The following is an 18,533-nucleotide window of genomic DNA, read 5'->3' as shown; positions in this document are numbered from 1 at the left end:
TGGTTTTCATAGTAGACATTCCACGGATTGTCACGTCAAGTGGGCCTCCGTCCGGCATCGGCCGCCGGATCGGCCGCGGCAGGGCGCCGATATGGGCGGTTCCGGGGGAACAGGCGTGCCAGTTGGGCGGGGCGCGGGCCGCGCGGATAGGCTCGGGTGCCGTACGCCCGCGGTCTCCGCGACCACGTGCCGGCGAACGCACCGACATAACGCACCAGCAGAACGCACCCACAGGGAGATGCCCGTGTCGTCGATCGAGGCCGTCCTCGCCCGGGAGATCCTGGACTCTCGCGGCAACCCGACCGTCGAGGTCGAGGTGCTGCTCGCCGACGGGACCGAGGCGCACGCCGCCGTCCCCAGCGGCGCCTCCACCGGCCAGTTCGAGGCCGTCGAGCTGCGCGACGGCGACGAGCGCTACGGCGGCAAGGGCGTGCGCAAGGCGGTCAAGGCCGTCAACGACACCATCGACGAGCGCCTGGTCGGCTATCCCGCCGACGAGCAGCGCCTGATCGACCAGCTCCTGCTCGACCTCGACGGCACCCCCGGCAAGTCCGAGCTGGGCGCCAACGCCATCCTCGGCGTCAGCCTGGCGGTGGCCAAGGCCGCCGCCGAGTCGGCCGGGCTGCCGCTGTTCCGGTACGTCGGCGGGCCGAACGCGCACCTGCTGCCGGTCCCGATGATGAACATCCTCAACGGCGGCGCGCACGCCGACAGCAACGTCGACATCCAGGAGTTCATGATCGCGCCGATCGGGGCGCCGACGTTCTCCGAGGCGGTCCGCTGGGGCGCCGAGACCTACCACGCGCTCAAGTCCGTTCTCAAGGGCAAGGGCCTGAGCACCGGCCTCGGCGACGAGGGCGGCTTCGCCCCCGACCTGCCCAGCAACCGCGAGGCGCTCGACCTCATCCTGGAGGCCGTCCGCAAGGCCGGGTTCACCCCGGGCCGCGACATCGTGCTGGCCCTCGACGTGGCCGCCACCGAGTTCCACTCCGGCGGCTCCTACGGGTTCGAGGGCGCCAAGCGCTCCTCGGAGGAGATGGCCTCCTACTACGCCGAGCTGGTGGACGCCTACCCGCTGGTGTCCATCGAGGACCCGCTCGACGAGGAGGACTGGGACGGCTGGAAGGCGCTGACCGACGCCGTCGGCTCCCGCGTCCAGCTGGTCGGCGACGACCTGTTCGTCACCAACCCCGAGCGGCTGGCCCGCGGCATCGGCTCCGGCGCCGCGAACGCGCTGCTGGTCAAGGTCAACCAGATCGGCACGCTGACCGAGACCCTGGACGCGGTCACGCTGGCGCAGACCAGCGGCTACCGCTGCATGATGAGCCACCGGTCCGGCGAGACCGAGGACACCACCATCGCCGACCTGGCCGTCGCCACCAACTGCGGCCAGATCAAGACCGGCGCCCCCGCCCGCAGCGACCGGGTGGCCAAGTACAACCAGCTGCTGCGCATCGAGGAGCTGCTCGGCGACGCCGCCCGCTACGCCGGCGCCGCCGCGTTCCCGCGCTTCGACCGGCAGGGCTGATCGGCCTTGGCGCGGGACGGCGAGGACCGTACCGCCGCCTGGGGACCCCGCGAGGAGTCCCCGGGCGGCGTGCGCCGCGGCGGCAACCCGGCCCTGACCAGCCGTGCCGCGATCCTTGCGGTGGTGGTCTGCGCGATCGCGCTGAGCCTGGCCTACCCGGTGCGCGAGTACGTGGCGCAGCGCCGGCAGATCGCCGAGCTGAAGCACAAGGAGCGCGTGGCGCAGAAGCAGGTGGAGGATCTCACCCGGCACAAGCAGCGGCTGGGGGAGGAGTCGTACATTAAGCGCGAGGCTAAACGAAGGTTCCATTACTGCGAGCCGGGCGTGAAGTGCTACATCGTGCTCGACGGCGGCGGGGGTGCCGGGCAGCGGCCGCAGCGCGCCGGGACGCCGGCGAAACCGCCCTGGTACGAGACGCTCTGGCGGTCGGTGCAGGCCGCCGACCGGCCGCGCTGACCAGGCCCCGGGGGACGAACGGGTTCGGATGATCGACGAAAGTGACGAGGCCGCGATCGCGGCGCAGCTGGGCCGTCCGCCGCGCGGAGTGCGGCGGGTGGCGCACCGCTGCCCCTGCGGTGCTCCGGCGGTGATCGAGACGGCGCCGCGGCTGCCCGGCGGCACCCCGTTCCCCACCCTCTTCTACCTCACCTGCCCCAAGGCCGCCTCGGCCATCGGCACGCTGGAGGGTTCGGGCGCGATGCGGGAGATGCAGGAGCGGCTGGCCGCCGACCCGGAACTGCGCGCCGCCTACACCGCCGCGCACGAGGACTACCTGCGCCGCCGCGACGAGGCCGCCCGCGACGAGGGCGTCGAGCCGCTGCCGCCCGGCACGCAGAGCGCGGGCGGCATGCCCGAGCGCGTCAAGTGCCTGCACGCCCTGGTCGCGCACGAGCTCGCGGTGCCGGGCGCCAACCCGTTCGGCCGCGAGGCCCTGGACGCGCTGCCCGAATGGTGGCGCTCCGGCCCGTGCTCCGGCCAGTGCTCCGGCCCGTGCGCCGCCCCCGACCACCTCGGCTCGGACACCGAGTCCGACACCCAGGAGGCCCGATGACTCGCGTCGCCGCCGTCGACTGCGGGACCAACTCCGTCCGCCTGCTGATCGCCGACGTCGTCACCGGCGACGACGGCGGGACGCTCACCGACGTGGAACGCCGGATGGAGATCGTCCGGCTGGGCCAGGGCGTCGACGAGACCGGGCGGCTGGCGCCGGAGGCGCTGGACCGCACGTTCACCGCGATGCGCGGGTACGCCGAGCTGATCGACCGGCACGGCGCCGAGAAGACCCGGGTGGTGGCGACCAGCGCGACCCGGGACGCGGCGAACCGGGCCGACTTCGTGACCGGCGTGGTGGAGATCTTCGGCGTGGTGCCCGAGGTGATCACCGGTGACGAGGAGGCCGCGCTGTCGTTCACCGGCGCCACCCGGGAACTGGCCGCGCTGCGCCCCGCCCGCCCCTACCTGGTGGTCGACATCGGCGGCGGCTCCACCGAGTTCGTGCTGGGCAGCTCGTCGGTCCAGGCCGCCCGGTCGGTGGACATCGGCTGCGTGCGGCTGACCGAGCGGCACCTGCGCGACGGGGACCCGCCCTCGCCGGAGCAGATCACCTCCGCGGTGGCCGACATCGAGAGCGCGCTGGCCCTGGTCCGCGAGACCGTCCCGGTGGACGAGGCCCGCACGCTGGTGGGCCTGGCCGGGTCGGTCACCACCGTCGCCGGGATCGCGCTGGACCTGCCGGAGTACGACTCCGAGCGGATCCACCTGTCCCGGATCACCGCCGCGCAGGTGCACGAGGTGACCCGCGACCTGCTGCACGCCACCCGGGCCGAGCGGGCCGCGATCGGCGTCATGCACCCGGGCCGGGTCGACGTGATCGGCACCGGCGCCCTCATCCTGGACCGCGTCATGCGCGAGTACGGCTTCGGCGCGGTCGTGGTCAGCGAGCGCGACATCCTGGACGGCATCGCCTGGTCCCTGGCCTGACCCCCGGCCCGCCCGGGCCCGCTCAGCGCGGGTCAGGAGCCGCGCAGGACGGCGAGCAGCGCGGGGATGAGCACCGCGTTCGGGTTCTGCTGCGGCACGTACAGGACCGGTGCCGTCCCGGCGGACTGCCGGATCCAGACCCGGCCGTCCTCCAGCACCGCACCGGCGATCGCCGACCAGCTCAGCGACACCCGCCCGCCGCGGACGCCGCCGGGGTGCACGCTCAGGCCGTGCGCCACGTCGACCGCGTCGCCGTCCCGCACGCGGCGGGCGAGCTCGTCCACGAGGCGCTGCTCGGCGCACATCCGGCACAGCTCGACCAGATCACGCCAGACGGCCTCCGCCGTGGCGTCCGCCCGGCCGGGGACGTGCACCGCCACGTCCTCGAACACGACCTCGACGCGCGGGCCGCCGTGGAAGGGGTGGCGCCCCACCTGGAAGATCCACTGGACGGCGGGCGCCCGCTCGTGCCCGCCGGGGGCGGTCGCGGCCCAGTAGGCGACCCATTCCACGTGCGCCCAGGGCATGGACACGCCGGCGTAGGTCACCGCGTGCTCGTCGGCGCGCAGCAGCGCCCCGCGGACGATGGCGTCGACCGGCCGCTGGTAGGAGGAGACCGGCTGCCACGCGGGCGCCGCGGGCGGGTCCGGCCGCCGGGACGCGGGCGGCTCGGGGTTGAGGTGCTCGGTCCAGTGGTCACCGTTCCACCAGCGCAGGCTGCCGCTTCCCTGAGGGTCGGGATACCAGCCCGGTTGGGACAACGCTCGCCTCCGCTCGCACGGCGCGCCGGATCTCGCACGGCACGCCGGAATCAGCCACCCCCCGACCGGCGATCCGCATCGTACCGAGACCTTCCGCGGACGTTCCGCGCCGTGCCGGGACCTGCGGCGTCCGGAACCGGCCCCCGCGGCCCTCCCCGCACCGCCCGCTCCGGACGGTGATCGGCGGGTGCCCGGACGTGCGAGGATCGGGGACCATGACCAGCACGCAGCCGGGTCCGTCCGGGAGGAGGCCGTTCGTGCCGCCGGGGTCGGGCTGGCCCGAGGATCCCGCCGCCCCGGACACCCCCGTCGCGCACGGCCCGGCGGAGGTGGCGGAACTGGCCGCGGCCGCGCCGGGGCTGGCCGGGCTGTGCGCCCGCCAGTCGGTGTGCCGGGCCTGCGACCGGCTGGTGGAGTGGCGGGAGCGGGTCGCCGTCGAGCGGCGCCGCGCGTTCGAGACCGAGGAGTACTGGGGGCGTCCGGTGCCCGGCTGGGGCGCGGACGAGCCCCGGATCCTGATCGTCGGGCTGGCCCCCGCCGCGCACGGCGGCAACCGCACCGGGCGGATCTTCACCGGGGACCGTTCGGGCGACTGGCTGTTCGCGTCCCTGCACCGGGTCGGGCTGGCCGCGCTGCCGGCCAGCGTCCGGGCCGGGGACGGGCAGCGGCTGCTGGGGGCGCGGGTGGCGGCCACCGTCCGCTGCGCGCCGCCCGGCAACAAGCCGACCCCGGCCGAACGCGCCGCCTGCCTGCCCTGGCTGGCCCGGGAGGTGGCGGAGGTGGCGCCGTCGGTCCGGTGCGTGGTCGCGCTCGGCGGTTACGCCTGGCAGGGCGCCTGGCCCGCGCTGAAGCAGGCGGGGTACGGGCTGCCGCGGCCGCGGCCCGCGTTCGGGCACGGCGTGCAGATCGAGATCACCTCTCCCGAGGGGGCGGCCGTGGCGATGCTGGGGTGCTACCACCCCAGCCAGCAGAACACCTTCACGGGCCGGGTCACCGAGGCGATGCTGGACGAGGTCTTCACCCGCGCCCGCGAGCTGGCGGGCCTGCCGCCCGCGCCCCAGGGCCGGTGAGAGCCGCCACGTGAGCTTGGTCACGCCGGCTGCGCGAACGGCGGGGCAGGGCCGTGGCCAAGCGGACGGAACGCGATCTCGCCCCCCGCGAGCGATCATGCGTTCCGGCCGCTTGGCGCCCCCGTCGGGCCCTGTCCCGCCGCCGTTCCCTCGATACATCCAGTGAGATGCCGCCGGGGCCCAAGATGTTCGCCGGAAACGCGGGGATTTCGTGGATCTTGTCCTTCTGTGGTCGGGGTGGCGTGACCCCCGTCCCGGAGCGGGTACCGGACGGTCATGGCTGCTGAACGACGAACGGACTCCGCCAAGCACGTCGTGATCGTCGGCGGCGGTTACGTCGGCATGTACACCGCGCTCCGCCTGCAGAAGAGGCTGCGCGGCGAGCTGCGCCGGGGCGAGGTCGTCATCACCGTCATCGAGCCCCAGTCCTACATGACCTACCAGCCCTTCCTCCCCGAGGCGGCGGCGGGCAACCTGGAGCCCCGGCACGTGGTGGCCCCGCTGCGCCGCGTCCTGCGCCGCTGCCGGATCGTCAACGGGCACGTGACCCGGATCGAGACCGCCCGCCGCCGGATCGGGTTCGTGCCCGCGGGCGCGGAGGCGGCCGGCGTCGTCCACGAGATGGCCTACGACCACCTGGTGGTCGCGGCCGGATCGGTCTCCCGCACCCTGCCCATCCCCGGGCTGGCCGAGTGCGGCATCGGCTTCAAGACCCTCGAGGAGGCCATCTACCTGCGCAACCACGTGATCCGGCAGCTCGACGTGGCCGCGTCCCTCACCGCCGGCTCGGCGGATTCGCCCGCCGGCGGGTCCGCCACAGCGTCCGCCACCGAGACCGCCGAGAGCATCGAGAGGGCCCGCCGCAGGGCCCTCACCTTCGTGTTCGTGGGCGCCGGATTCGCCGGCGTGGAGGCCCTCGCCGAGCTGGAGGACATGGCCCGGGACGCCTGCAAGTGGTATCCGAACCTGGACGCCGACGACATGCGCTGGATGATGGTCGAGGCCACCGACCGCATCCTGCCCGAGGTCGGCCCCGAGATGGGCCGCTGGACGGCCGAGGCGCTGCGGCGCCGCGGCATCGAGGTCCGGCTCGACACCCTGCTGAAGTCAGCCGAGGACCGGCACGTCGTGCTCAGCGACGGCGAGGAGTTCGACGCCGGCACGCTGGTGTGGACGGCCGGGGTCAAGCCCCACCCGGTGGTCGGCGAGGGCGACCTGCCGATCGACGACAAGGGCCGGATCAAGGCCACCGCCGAGCTGACCGTCGAAGGCCTGGACGGGGTGTACGCGGCGGGCGACAACGCACGCGTGCCCGACCTCACCCACGAGGGCGAATACTGCGCCCCCAACGCCCAGCACGCCGTCCGCCAGTCCAAGCGCCTCGGCGACAACATCGTGGCCGACCTGCGCGGCAAGCGCCGCAAGCCCTACAAGCACGCCTACGTCGGCTCCGTGGCCGGGCTCGGCCTGCACAAGGGGGTGGCCAACGTCTACGGGCTCAAGGTGCGCGGGCTGCCCGCCTGGTTGATGCATCGGACCTACCATCTGTCCCGGATGCCGACGACCAACCGTAAGATGCGGATCACCGCCGACTGGACGCTGGCGCTGTTCTTCCGCCGCGAGATCGTCTCGCTGGGCGAGCTGGAACGGCCCCGCCACGAGTTCGAACTCGCGGCCGGGCGGCGGAGCGACGCGTGACCCGGTGACACCCGTCACCCGGTCGGGAAGGAGGTACGGCCGCCGATGCAGGACGGTGTCGCCTCCCGGCTGGCCCCGCTGCTCACCAAGATCATGCTGGGTGACGAGCGGGACGCCGCCGCCGGCGAGCTGCCCATCCGGGTCCAGGCCTGGGACGGCAGCGTGGTGGGCCCCGCCGGGGCGCCCGCGTTCGTGATCCGGCACCGCCGGGCGCTGCGCCGGCTGCTGTGGAAGCCCGGCGAGATGGGGCTGGTCCGCGCGTACGTGGCCGGCGAGCTGGACATCGAGGGCGATGTGTTCGCCGCGCTCGGCGCCGTCCAGCGGGTGATGCGCAGCGGCGACGAGCCGATCCGGCTGAGCAGCGACGACAAGCGCGAGATCGTCCGCACCGCGGTGATGCTCGGCGCCGTGGGGCCCGAGCCCAAGCCGCCGCCCGAGGAGTTCCCGCCCGGCCGCCGCGGCGAGCGCGGCTCCGGGCCGCTCCAGGAATCGGCGGGCTTCTTCGCCCGGATGCTCGGCCCCGGGATGGCGCACGCCGGCGGGCTGTGGGACGAGGCCGTCGACCTCGACGACGCCCAGCGGACCGCGCTGGAGTCGGTCACCCGACGGCTCGGCCTGTTCCAGGGCGCGCGGGTCCTCGACCTCAACGCCGGATGGGGTGCGCTCGCCTGCCACCTCGCCGAGTACCACGGCGCCCGTGTCGTCGCCCTGACCCGCAACGCCGAGCAGGCCGCCCATCTGGAGGAGCGCGCCGCCGCGGCCGGGCTGGACGGGCGGGTGACCGTGCACGGCTGGGACCTGGACGCCGCGGGCGGCGGCCCCTTCGACGCCGTCGTCGGGCTGTCCGCCGCCGAGCCGCTGGACCACGCCGTCCCCCGCGTGTACGAGCTGCTCGCGCCGGGCGGGCGGCTGGTGCTCCAGCAGCCGGTGCGGCGCCCCGGCCCGCACCGGGTCCGGCGCACGTTCACCACCAGCTACATGTTCCCCGAGGGCGGCGAGCTGGTCCCGCTCGGCGAGTTGGTCGGCGCGGTGGAGGACACCGGGCTGGAGGTCCGCGGCGTCGGCGCGCTGCGCGAGCACCACGCCCGCACCCTCCGCGCGTGGGCCGCCAACCTGGAGCGGCACTGGGCCGAATGCGCCGGGCTGGCCGGCGACGGCCGCGCCCGGGTCTGGCTGCTGTACCTCGCCGCCTCGGCGCTGGCCTGCGAGAGCGGCCGGGTCGGGGTGCACGAGATCCGCGCGATCCGCCGCGACCGGGACGGCCGCGCCGGCACCACCCTGGTCGAGGGCCGGGCCGTACCGGGCTTCGCGGCGCCGTGACGTGCCGTCCCTGCCTCGGGCCGCCGTTTCCTTTACGGTAGGCCGGCGTGGGACCGGGAAAATATCGCGTAGACCGCCGACCGGCCACGCCAGACTCGCGAGCATCGGACACACGGTTAGAATCCGGAGAAAAGCGGTGCCGGGTAAATATTGCTTCTCTGGGACTTCAATCTGAATCAATGTAACCCGGTATGATTACGCCGCCCCTGTAGCCCAATGGCAGAGGCAGGCTCCCTAAAAGAGCTTTTGTGTCGGTTCGAATCCGACCGGGGGCACCATCACCCGGCCGGCGCCTCCACACCGAGGCGCCGGCCGGCCTGTGTTCATTCAATCCCGGCCCAGGGATACTCGCCTGGCGGCTCGTATCCCTGACCGTGCTTGGTGCGAGCGCGACATCGCTTCGCGATCTGGCCGGTGATGCTCGCCTCCGGCTCGCCTCACCGGCCAGGTAGCGCGCTCGCGTGGTAGTTGGGGCCACTTCGAGACACACCGGTACGGCGTGCGCGCAAGGGGGCGCCCGTGATCGCGTCCGGCTTGATACCGACCCGTCACCCGCCAGGAACCTTCACACCTGCTCATCCGTCTAGACTGATCGGAAAGGTCGCCCCACAGTGGAGGCTCCAGATGGAGAGCAGAAACCCCGCCTTCCGGGGTAACGCCTTCGGGCAGCAGGGCGGGAACGGCGCCCCGTCCGCCCACCAGTTGCAGAACATGTACGACGCGCCGCCGGCCGTCCGGCCGATGACCATCGACGACGTCGTGGTCCGCGGCTTCCTCACGCTGGCGACGCTGGTGGTCACCGCCGCGCTGGCCTGGGTGCTGGTCCCGACCGAGCTGGCCATGCCGGTGCTGGTGGTCACGCTGGTCGCCGAGCTGGGCATCTGGGCGTTCATCACCTTCGGCCGCAAGGCCAACGCCCCGCTGGTGCTGGCGTTCGCCGCCGTGTACGGCGTGGCGGTCGGCATCATCAGCCACGCCTACAACGACGTCTACAACGGCGTGGTGTTCCAGGCGGTGATCGGCACCGCGCTGGCGTTCGGCGCCATGCTCGCCGTCTACTCGCTGCGGATCATCAGGGTCACCCCGAAGTTCACCAAGTTCGTGATCGCCGCCGGGCTGGCGATGGTCGGCCTGATGCTGGTCAACCTGCTCGTGCAGGTCTTCGGCCCCGACAGCGGGATCGGCATCCGCGACCCGGGCAACCCGATGGCCTACGTGTTCAGCGTCGCGGCGATCCTGGTCGGCTGCTTCTTCCTGCTGCTCGACTTCGACTCGATCGAGAAGGGCGTCCAGCAGGGCGCGCCGGAGAAGTTCGCGTGGTACTGCGCGTTCGGCCTGGTGCTCAGCCTCGTCTGGATCTACCTGGAGATCCTGCGCTTCATGTCCTACTTCACCGGCCGCGACTGACGCCTGGCGCAGCCGGTCCCTCCCGAGCGCCCGCGCCCCGCGAGAAAGCGCCCGCGGACACAGCGATCAGCCCCCTGCCGGTACGAGCGGCAGGGGGCTGATCTGTTGCGGACCGGCTCGGCGCCAGGGCCGTACCGCATCGCGGCTACGGTGGCGGGGATCATCCCCTTGGCGGGCCGGACCGCAACACGCAGAGACGCGCGGGGGACGCGCGTGCGGACTGCGCAGAGGGTTTGTGGAGTTGTGCAGCCTTTCAGTAGTGGCGTGCGCGACGGGTGCGCTCGTGCTCGCGCACCAGGGCCGCCGCGTAGCCGTGCGAGAGGCCGTGCTCGTCCGCCAGCCAGTTGCTGCGCTCATCGCATCGGACGAAGCTCGGACCGTTCTCGATGGTGGTGAACCACTCGGGGATGTCACGTCCTGTGACTTGCGGAATACGGGCTATCAGCTTGCTGTGCGTCTCCGGCGAGTGGTTCAGTGACAATTGGCACCTCCAGGTCGCGGGGCTCTTCCTGGCACTCTGCAACACCTCCTCCGATGTGACAACCCCCTAACGGGGACCTATCCATGACGTTACGTAGATCATTCGTAACGTGACGATCGCCTGTGAACGCGCAGGTGGCCCGGGCGTGTGCGCCCGGGCCACCCGTCAGACGTTTACCGCCGGTTGGTGTACGCCCGCTGAACACCCGTCCCGCCAAGGGGTTCGGGCCACCGCCGGCCGGTGCTCAGCCGAGCCGCTCGACCACCATCGCCATGCCCTGGCCGCCGCCCACGCACATGGTCTCCAGCCCGAACTGCTTGTCGTGGAAACGCAGGCCGTTGAGCAGCGTGGAGGTGATGCGCGCGCCGGTCATCCCGAACGGGTGGCCGACCGCGATGGCGCCGCCGTTGACGTTGAGCTTGTCGAGGTCGATGCCCAGCTCCTCGGCCGAGGGCAGCACCTGCGCGGCGAACGCCTCGTTGATCTCGACCAGGTCGATGTCGTCGATCGTCATCCCCGCCTTGGCCAGCGCCTTGCGGGACGCCTCCACCGGGCCCAGCCCCATGATCTCCGGGGACAGCCCGGTGACCCCGGTGGACACGATCCGGGCCAGCGGCGTGATGCCCAGCTCGGCGGCCTTGGTGTCGCTCATGATGACGACCGCGGCGGCGCCGTCGTTGAGCGGGCAGCAGTTGCCCGCGGTGACCGTGCCGCCGGGCCGGAACACCGGCTTCAGGCCGGACACCTTCTCGTAGCTGGTGCCGGGCCGCGGACCGTCGTCCTTGCTGACGACGGTGCCGTCGGGCAGCGTGACCGGGGTGATGTCCTGCTCCCAGAACCCGTTGGCCAGCGCCTTCTCGGCCAGGTTCTGCGAGCGCACGCCGAACTCGTCCTGCGCCTGCCGGGAGACGCCGCGCAGCTGCGCGACGTTCTCGGCGGTCTGCCCCATCGCGATGTAGATGTCGGGCAGCGCGCCGTCCTCGCGCGGGTCGTGCCAGGTTTCGGCGCCGTCGTCGGCCCGCCCGGCGGTACGCGACTCGGCGTCGTCGAACAGCGGGTTCTTGGTGTCGGGCAGCCCGTCGCTGCTGCCCTTGCTGAACCGGCTGACGGTCTCCACCCCGGCCGAGACGATCACGTCGGCCTCGCCCGCCTTGATCGCGTGCAGCGCCATCCGGGTGGTCTGCAGCGAGGACGAGCAGTAGCGGGTGACGGTCGCGCCGGGCACGCCGTCCCAGCCGAGCAGCACCGCCACCACCCGGGCCATGTTGTAGCCCTGCTCGCCGCCGGGCAGGCCGCAGCCCAGCAGCAGGTCGTCGATCTGGGCCGGGTCCAGCTGCGGGACCTTGGCCATCGCGGCCTCGATCATCTGGGTGGTGAGGTCGTCGGGACGGATGTCCTTGAGCGATCCCTTGAAGGCGCGGCCGATCGGCGAGCGCGCGGTGGCGACGATGACTGCCTCGGGCATGTGCGGTCTCCCTGTCTGAGCGGCCTGGGTCCCGGGCGGCCTGGCTCGGCGACCCCCGGCCTCCGGGTTACTCACCGGTCATCATCGCAATCTAGCCGCTGCCCGATCCCCCGTACATCACGGGGGTCCTAGGCCACCGCGCGAGCGTGCTACCTGGCCGGTGGGGCGATGCCGGAGGCGAGCCTCACCGGGCAGATCGCGAAGCGATGTCGCGCTCGCCCAAGCACGGTCAGGGTGCGAGCCGCCAGGCGAGTGCCCTGGGCCGGGATTGAAATAAACACAGCGGTCAGGCCCCGTACATGCCCGGCGCGCTGCCGGATCCGTCGCGGACGCCGTGCACCGCGCCGCGCTCGTCCCGCCACACCCGCCAGCCGTCGGACGACCCGGTGTACCAGAGGGGCGGCGCCCCCGGCGCGGCGGCCTTCTTCCCCGTGGCGACGTCGTAGGCGCACAGTGCCGCGATCGGGTAGAAGCCGCGCAGCCCGGTGATCCTCAGCTCCGGCGGGTTCATCGAGCAGAACGACCAGGCGCGCAGCGCCGGGTCGGTGACCCGGGCGCCGTTGCTCAGCTCGTAGGCGGAGCCCGGCTTGCCCTGGACGACGAACCCGAGCTTGCTCATGTCGGCCGGAAGCGACAGCCACCACAGTGACCGGGGGGCCTTGTCCGCGCCCAGCGTCGCGGTCGTCCGGCCGGAGCCCGGATCGATCCGCTCGAACGCGCCGAACCCGCCGCGCGGCGTGATCTGCCGGGCGAAGAGTCCCGTGGCCGGGTTCGGGCTGGGGTAGATCCGCAGCAGCCGCTTGCGCGTCCACACCTGCTTGCCGTCGGCCAGCCGCAGCCCGAAGAACCCGTACGGCGACAGTGTCCCGCCCTTGCGCGCCTGGTAGGGCGCCATGTAGCCGACGAGCACCTCGCCCGCGCCGCCCGGCGCCTTCGCCGTGCCGAACGCCCAGCCGCCCGACAGGTTGACGCCGGAGCCGACGGCCCGGTCGACCGGGAACGTCCACAGCGTCCGCCCGGTCCGCAGGTCGCGCGCCTCCAGTGTCGGCTTCTTGGCCATCCGGAACAGCACCGCCCTGGACGCGTCCTGGTGTTCTACCTCGGCGATGCCCGGAGTGCGCCACAGCGGCCGTCCGGTGGCCGGGTCGAGCGCCACGAACTGCGCGTTCTTGCGCGCGGTGAACTCCGACAGGCACACGTTCGGGCCGCAGCGCACCGGGCCGAACGTCGAGTCGACCGGCCGCGCCCACCGCTCCGTGCCGGTGCGGGCGTCCCGCGCCACCAGCGTCGCGTTCCACTTGCCCGTCTTGCGCGGTTCCACGGCGGTGACCAGGCCCTTGCCGGGGGTGCCGGTCACCGCGGGCGGCTGGACGCCCATGCCGGACAGCCGCCCGACCATGGTCGCCGGGCGCGACCACAGCCGCCGGCCGCCGGCCAGGTCGAACACGCTGGTCTCCAGCGAGCCGTCGGTGCGCAGCCCGGTCACCGCGGTCACGCCCGCGCCCGCCATCGGGCGGCTCACGGAGTTGACGCCGGTGCCGGTCCATCCCTGCGCGGCGAGGGCCCCGCGGTCGGGGTCGCCGGAGCAGCCCGCCGCCAGGAGCAATGCCCCCAGTGTTGCGATATGTACCGGAATGGCTGCGGAGGGTAGCGGTCGGTGGGCAGGCAGAGCCATTGGTTTTCCCCCTGGGAGGCGCGCCGTGAAGGACGCCGTGATCCGTGATGGACGTGCGTGGCCGCGACCCTGGACGGGCGGGACCGCCGTCAGGCGGTTCCCGGCGCCAACGCCGTGGGGCCGCCGCCGGGCTCGCCGGAATCGCCTGTGCCCGTGGCGCCCTCGACCCTGCGGCGCCGCAACAGCATGGCCCAGCGGCCCCGGGGACCGCGCTCGCGCCCCGCCACCCGAGCCCCGGCGACCTCCGTACCGGGCTCCTCCGCGGCCTCGGCGGCCGCGAGGTAGACGGGGAGGATGCCGAGCCCCCGCTCGGGGAGCGCCTCGATCTCCGGCTCCAGCCCCAGGGCGGCCGCCATCGACGGTAGCACCGCCGCGGCCGCCGCGGCGTAACCTCGCGCGGACGGATGGTAACGATCCGCGCTGAACATCTCCCGCGGATCGGCGGCGAACTCCCGCCCCAGCAGGTCCCCCAGGGACACCGAACGGGCGCCCCGCTCCACCGCCGCGATCGTCTGCGCGGCCGCGAGCTGCCGGCTGGCCCGCCGCGCGAACCACCGCAGCGGCTGCATCAGCGGCTTCACCGACCCCAGATCAGGGCAGGTGCCGACCACCACCTCGCACCCGGCCTCGCGCAGCCGCTCCACGGCCTCCGACAGATGCCGGACCGACTCGGGCGCCGGCACCCGGTTGGTCACGTCATTGGCGCCGATCATGATGACGGCGACGTCCGGACGCACCTCCAGCGCCCGCCCGACCTGCCCCTCCAGCATCGAGGACTGGGCACCCGAACGGGCCACGTTGGTCAGCCGCACCGGCCGTCCCGCGATCGACGACAGCCCCGCCGCCAGCAGCGCCCCCGGCGTCTCCCCGGGGGTGTGCACGCCCAGCCCCGCGGCGGTGGACTCGCCCAGCATGACGAACGACAGCGGCTCCCCGGTCAGCGCGGCGCCGTACGCGCCGTCCGCGACCGGCGGCTCGCCGTTGGGCGTGGCCAGGATCATCTTGCGGGCCAGGAAGGCCTCCAGCCTGATCAACCCGTACGTGAGCCCGCCCACCGCGGTGAGCCCGCCGCCCCCGTACGCCGCGGCCGTCGCGATCCGCCGCGCCTTCAACGCTCTCAGCATCCGCGCTGACCCTCCGTCACTGCCGCGGGCCCGTCCCCCCGCGGGTTCGATGCCCTTGACCGCCGATCTGGGCTACCGTCGAGAACTGGAATCTATCCGAATCCACATCCTCCGTCCTCGCAGGACACACGCCTGCCACAGGGGTTGAACGGGGACGCAACATAGTGGAACCGACACACTGAACCGACAAGGACGTTGCGTGCGCGTACACGATTCGCTCGTCGAGCTGATGGGTGACACTCCGCTCGTTCGACTGCGCAAGGTGACCGCCGGGCTGCCCGCGAGGGGCGCCCCGCAGGTGCTGGCCAAGGTGGAGTACCTCAATCCCGGGGGGTCGGTGAAGGACCGCATCGCGGTCCGGATGATCGACGCCGCCGAGGCCTCCGGCGAACTGCGCCCGGGCGGCACCATCGTCGAGCCTACCTCGGGGAACACCGGTGTCGGCCTGGCCATCGTCGCGCAGGAGCGCGGCTACAGGTGCGTGTTCATCTGCCCCGACAAGGTCGCCAAGGACAAGATCGACGTGCTCCGGGCCTACGGTGCCGAGGTCGTGGTCTGCCCGACCGCCGTCTCGCCCGACCACCCCGACTCCTACTACTCGGTCTCCGACCGGCTCGCCGCCGAGATCCCGGGCGCCTGGAAGCCCGACCAGTACCGCAACGAGAACAACCCCCGCTCGCACTACGAGACGACCGGCCCGGAGATCTGGGAGCAGACCGGGGGCGAGGTCACCCACTTCGTGGCGGGCATCGGCACCGGCGGCACCATCAGCGGCGCCGGCCGCTACCTCAAGGAGGTCTCCGGCGGCCGCGTCCAGGTGGTCGGCGCGGACCCGGAGGGCTCGGTCTACTCCGGCGGCAGCGGCCGCCCCTACCTCACCGAGGGAGTCGGCGAGGACATCTGGCCCGAGACCTACGACCGGACGATCTGCGACGAGGTGATCGCGGTCTCCGACAAGGACTCCTTCCTCATGACCCGCCGGCTCGCCCGCGAGGAGGCCCTGCTGGTCGGCGGATCCTGCGGGATGGCGGTGGTGGCGGCGCTGCGGCTGGCCGCCCGGGTCGGCCCGGACGCGGTGATCGTGGTGCTGCTGCCGGACGGCGGCCGCGGCTACCTCTCCAAGATCTTCAATGACGACTGGATGGCCGACTACGGCTTCCTCACCCCGTCCACCGAGGAGGCCCGGGTCGGCGAGGTGCTCACCCGCAAGGACGGCGCCCTGCCGGAGTTCGTCCACGTCCACCCGAACGAGAGCGTCGAGACGGCGATCTCGATCATGCGCGAGTACGAGGTCTCGCAGCTGCCGGTCATGAAGGCCGAACCCCCGGTCATGGCGGCCGAGGTGGTCGGCTCGATCGTCGAGAGCGACCTGCTGGACCTGCTGATCAAGGACCGCGGCCGGCTCGGCGAGCCGATCGAGGCCCACATGTCCGCCCCGCTCCCGATGATCGGCTCGGGTGAGCCGGTGAGCAAGGCCGTGGCCCTGCTCGAGCGCTCCGGCGCCGCGGTGGTCCTGGTGGACGGCAAACCCGAGGGCCTGATAACCCGTCAAGACCTCATCGCCTTCCTGGCGAACGCGCGCTGAATCGCCCGTCCGGGAAGTGCGAAGCGCCGGAGGCGTCGGCCTCCGGCGCTTCATTCACAGGGAGTCGGGTTGCGGTTCCCGGTCGTGTGGGCGGCTTTTCTAACCGTGGCCCCGCAACCCGACGTCTTGGGCCGCTCCCGGGCGGGAGCGGTCAGTGGCCGATCCCCGAGGGCTGCTTGATGTCCTCGACCGGGTCGGCGGCGGGCTGCTTGGGCTTGCCGACGCGTGCCGGCCACCAGGCCTTGTTGCCAAGGAGGGCGGTGACGGCGGGGACCAGGAAGATCGACATCACGAAGGCGGCCAGCGCGATGCCCATCGCGATCGAGAAGCCCATCTGCTGCAGCATCGAGACCTGGGCCAGCAGCATCACCGAGAAGGTGCCGGCCAGGATCAGCCCCGCCGCGGCGACCGTGGGACCGCCGTGCTGGACCGCCAGGGCGGCGGCGCGGCGCGGCTCGTGGCCCTCCTTGGCCTCCTCGCGCAGCCGGGCGGTCATCAGGATGTTGTAGTCCGTCCCGATGGCCAGCACGAACAGGTACAGCATGATCGGCAGGTGGAAGATCTCCCCGGGCTGGCCCATCAGGCCCTGGAAGACGTACACCGCGGCGCCCATGGTCGCGGCGAAGCCGAGCAGCACCGCCGGGACCAGGTAGAGCGGCGCCACCACCGAGCGCAGCAGGAGCAGCAGGATCAGCGCGATCAGCACCCCGGCCACCGGCAGGATGACCGACAGGTCCCGGTTGACCACCTTGTTGATGTCGCCGTAGATCGCGGTCTCGCCGCCCACCAGCATCTTGGTGCCCGGCGGGGTGAGCTTGTGCACCGCGGGACGCAGATCGTCCTTGACGAAGCTGATCGACTCGTTGCTGACCGGGTTCTTCTTCAGCAGGAGGTCGACCTGGACGACCTTGCCGCCGGGAGCGGGCTGGGCGGGCTGGACGTTGCCGACGCCCTCCAGCCCCTTGGCCTGCTGCGCGAAGGAGTCGAGCGTCGCCTTGGGGATCGGCTGGCCGTCGGTGGACTGCAGGTAGACCTGGACCGGCTTGGTCAGGCCGGGCGGGAAGCCGCCCTCCATCTCCTTCATGGCCTGCGCGGACTCGGTGTCCTGCGGGAAGCTGGACTGGAAGTCGTAGTCGGCCTTGAACCCGAACGCGCCGGCGGCCAGGGCCACCATCAGCGCGCCGGAGCCGAGGGCGACCAGGGCCGGGCGCCGCCCGACCATCCGGCCCATACCGGAGGAGATCCGCTCCTTGGGCTGCTTCTTCCAGGACTTGGACGGCCAGAACACGGCCGTGCCCAGCAGCGAGATCAGTGCGGGGAACACCGTCAGCGAGGTGATGCCCATCACCAGCACGCCGATGGCCAGCGACGGGCCCCAGGCCGCGAAGATCCCGAACGAGGCGAGCATCAGCACCAGGAACGTCACCGCGATCGCGGCCGCGGCGGAGGTGATGACCTCGCCGACCCGCTCCATCGCGCTGATCATCGCGGTCTTCTTGTCCTCGCCGGCGCGCAGCCGTTCCCGGTAGCGGAACAGGATGAACAGGTAGTAGTCGGCGCCGACGCCGAACAGCACGATCGTCATGATGATCTGCAGGCTGTCGTCGGCGGAGAAGTCCAGCACCTTGGACGCCACGCCGATCAGGCCCATCGAGATCATCTCGGTCACGACGATGACCAGGATCGGCAGGACCGCGGCGATCGGCGCCCGGAAGATCACCAGGATCAGCCCGATGATCAGGACGAACGTGGCGATGGACACGATCGCCATGGACGTGGTGAAGGAGTCCTCGTTGTCGGTGAACGCGGCGATCTCACCGCCCACCTTGGCGTCCAGATCGCCGCCCAGCGTGCTCGGCAGGTCCTTGCGCAACTGCTTGATCGCGTCGCCCTGCTTGGTCTGGTCGGCCGGGGTCAGACCCTTCATCGGCACGTTGACGATCTGCACCGTGCCGTTGGGCGCCACCGCCTGCGGGCTGGTCATGAAGCCCTGGACGGTCGGGTACTTCTTGGCCGTGAGGTCCTTGGCGGCCTGGGTCACCTTGGCGGTGTCGGCAGGGGTGAGCTTGCCCCCGTCGGCCCGTTTGACCACGACCAGAGCGGTCGTGTCGGCCTGTTGGGGGAAGGCCTTCGCGGCCACCTCGCCGGCCTGCACCGCCTCGTAACTGGACGGCAGGAACTCGCCCTGGTCGGACTCTGTCTCGAGCTTGGGGGAGAAGGCGACGATGACGACTGCGGCCACCACCCACGTCACGAGCGTCCACCACGGGTGTCTCACGACGAATCGCGCAAGCCGTGCGAACATGCGTCTTCCTTAGATTTGGGTTCTGGGGGGTTACGCTCCAAATTTAGGGATCGATTCGCCGGAAGTAGTCAGCCGGTGAGCCGAATTAAGGGCTGATACCTGCGGGGGATCGCCTCCTCCTCCAGGAGGGCGGG

15 protein-coding genes and 1 tRNA gene are annotated in these 18,533 nt (G+C 72.3%); 10 read left to right on the top strand and 6 right to left on the bottom strand.

Annotation, left to right across the window (positions count from 1 at the left end; genetic code table 11):
- The first annotated feature begins 244 nt into the window (after positions 1-244).
- Genes eno through ABD340_RS18440 form a run of 4 tightly spaced genes read left to right on the top strand, consistent with a single transcriptional unit; the run spans position 245 to position 3,508 of the window.
- Entirely contained in the window at positions 245-1,528 is a 1,284-nt protein-coding gene (eno, locus tag ABD340_RS18455) for a phosphopyruvate hydratase (RefSeq protein WP_344590213.1), read from the top strand.
- A 6-nt stretch (positions 1,529-1,534) separates the two neighbouring features.
- Positions 1,535-1,984, top strand: coding sequence for a septum formation initiator family protein (locus ABD340_RS18450; protein WP_344590212.1), 450 nt, complete (start codon positions 1,535-1,537; stop codon positions 1,982-1,984).
- A gap of 28 nt (positions 1,985-2,012) precedes the next feature.
- The gene (locus tag ABD340_RS18445) at positions 2,013-2,579 is read left to right on the top strand and encodes a DUF501 domain-containing protein (RefSeq protein ID WP_344590211.1); all 567 of its coding nucleotides are present in this window, start codon (positions 2,013-2,015) and stop codon (positions 2,577-2,579) included.
- Positions 2,576-3,508 carry a Ppx/GppA phosphatase family protein gene (locus ABD340_RS18440; RefSeq protein ID WP_344590210.1) on the top strand — a complete coding sequence of 311 codons (933 nt, stop codon included), beginning with the start codon at positions 2,576-2,578 and terminating at the stop codon, positions 3,506-3,508. The genes ABD340_RS18445 and ABD340_RS18440 overlap by 4 nt, the downstream gene beginning before the upstream one ends.
- A gap of 32 nt (positions 3,509-3,540) precedes the next feature.
- Here the strand turns inward: ABD340_RS18440 and ABD340_RS18435 are convergent, their stop codons facing one another.
- On the bottom strand, positions 3,541-4,269 hold the full coding sequence (locus ABD340_RS18435) for a DUF2510 domain-containing protein (RefSeq protein WP_344590209.1): 729 nt from the start codon (positions 4,267-4,269) through the stop codon (positions 3,541-3,543).
- 215 nt (positions 4,270-4,484) lie between these two features.
- Between ABD340_RS18435 and ABD340_RS18430 the strand changes: the two genes are divergently transcribed.
- The 5 genes from ABD340_RS18430 (at position 4,485) to ABD340_RS18410 (ending at position 9,764) form a co-directional block, all read left to right on the top strand.
- Positions 4,485-5,339, top strand: coding sequence for a uracil-DNA glycosylase (locus ABD340_RS18430; RefSeq protein WP_344590208.1), 855 nt, complete (start codon positions 4,485-4,487; stop codon positions 5,337-5,339).
- 276 nt (positions 5,340-5,615) lie between these two features.
- Positions 5,616-7,037 carry an NAD(P)/FAD-dependent oxidoreductase gene (locus ABD340_RS18425; RefSeq protein ID WP_344590207.1) on the top strand — a complete coding sequence of 474 codons (1,422 nt, stop codon included), beginning with the start codon at positions 5,616-5,618 and terminating at the stop codon, positions 7,035-7,037.
- Positions 7,038-7,082: 45 nt separating this feature from the next.
- The gene (locus ABD340_RS18420; RefSeq protein ID WP_344590206.1) at positions 7,083-8,357 is read left to right on the top strand and encodes a class I SAM-dependent methyltransferase; all 1,275 of its coding nucleotides are present in this window, start codon (positions 7,083-7,085) and stop codon (positions 8,355-8,357) included.
- A gap of 202 nt (positions 8,358-8,559) precedes the next feature.
- Positions 8,560-8,635 (top strand) — tRNA-Leu (locus ABD340_RS18415).
- Between the two features lie 346 nt (positions 8,636-8,981).
- Positions 8,982-9,764 carry a Bax inhibitor-1/YccA family protein gene (locus tag ABD340_RS18410; protein WP_344590205.1) on the top strand — a complete coding sequence of 261 codons (783 nt, stop codon included), beginning with the start codon at positions 8,982-8,984 and terminating at the stop codon, positions 9,762-9,764.
- 253 nt (positions 9,765-10,017) lie between these two features.
- On the opposite strand, the gene ABD340_RS18405 is transcribed toward ABD340_RS18410, so the two are convergent.
- The 4 genes from ABD340_RS18405 to ABD340_RS18390 form a co-directional block, all read right to left on the bottom strand.
- Positions 10,018-10,245, bottom strand: a complete 228-nt coding sequence (locus ABD340_RS18405) for a DUF4287 domain-containing protein (protein ID WP_285695609.1) — start codon at positions 10,243-10,245, stop codon at positions 10,018-10,020.
- A 244-nt stretch (positions 10,246-10,489) separates the two neighbouring features.
- Positions 10,490-11,710, bottom strand: coding sequence for an acetyl-CoA C-acetyltransferase (locus ABD340_RS18400; RefSeq protein ID WP_344590204.1), 1,221 nt, complete (start codon positions 11,708-11,710; stop codon positions 10,490-10,492).
- 286 nt (positions 11,711-11,996) lie between these two features.
- Complete coding sequence (locus tag ABD340_RS18395) at positions 11,997-13,316, bottom strand: outer membrane protein assembly factor BamB family protein (protein ID WP_344590203.1); 1,320 nt, start codon at positions 13,314-13,316, stop codon at positions 11,997-11,999.
- Positions 13,317-13,474: 158 nt separating this feature from the next.
- Entirely contained in the window at positions 13,475-14,509 is a 1,035-nt protein-coding gene (locus ABD340_RS18390; protein ID WP_344590202.1) for an SGNH/GDSL hydrolase family protein, read from the bottom strand.
- Between the two features lie 199 nt (positions 14,510-14,708).
- Between ABD340_RS18390 and ABD340_RS18385 the strand changes: the two genes are divergently transcribed.
- Positions 14,709-16,094 (top strand): cystathionine beta-synthase, encoded by a 1,386-nt coding sequence (locus ABD340_RS18385; protein ID WP_344590201.1) that lies wholly within the window; start codon positions 14,709-14,711, stop codon positions 16,092-16,094.
- Between the two features lie 151 nt (positions 16,095-16,245).
- On the opposite strand, the gene ABD340_RS18380 is transcribed toward ABD340_RS18385, so the two are convergent.
- Complete coding sequence (locus ABD340_RS18380; RefSeq protein ID WP_344590200.1) at positions 16,246-18,399, bottom strand: MMPL family transporter; 2,154 nt, start codon at positions 18,397-18,399, stop codon at positions 16,246-16,248.
- Positions 18,400-18,533 lie beyond the last annotated feature (134 nt).

Source organism: Actinomadura vinacea (genome assembly GCF_039532545.1).
GTDB classification, from domain to species: Bacteria; Actinomycetota; Actinomycetes; order Streptosporangiales; family Streptosporangiaceae; genus Spirillospora; species Spirillospora vinacea.
The sequence above is the reverse complement of the archived record's forward strand: the minus strand, read 5'-3'. Positions and strand labels throughout refer to the sequence as shown.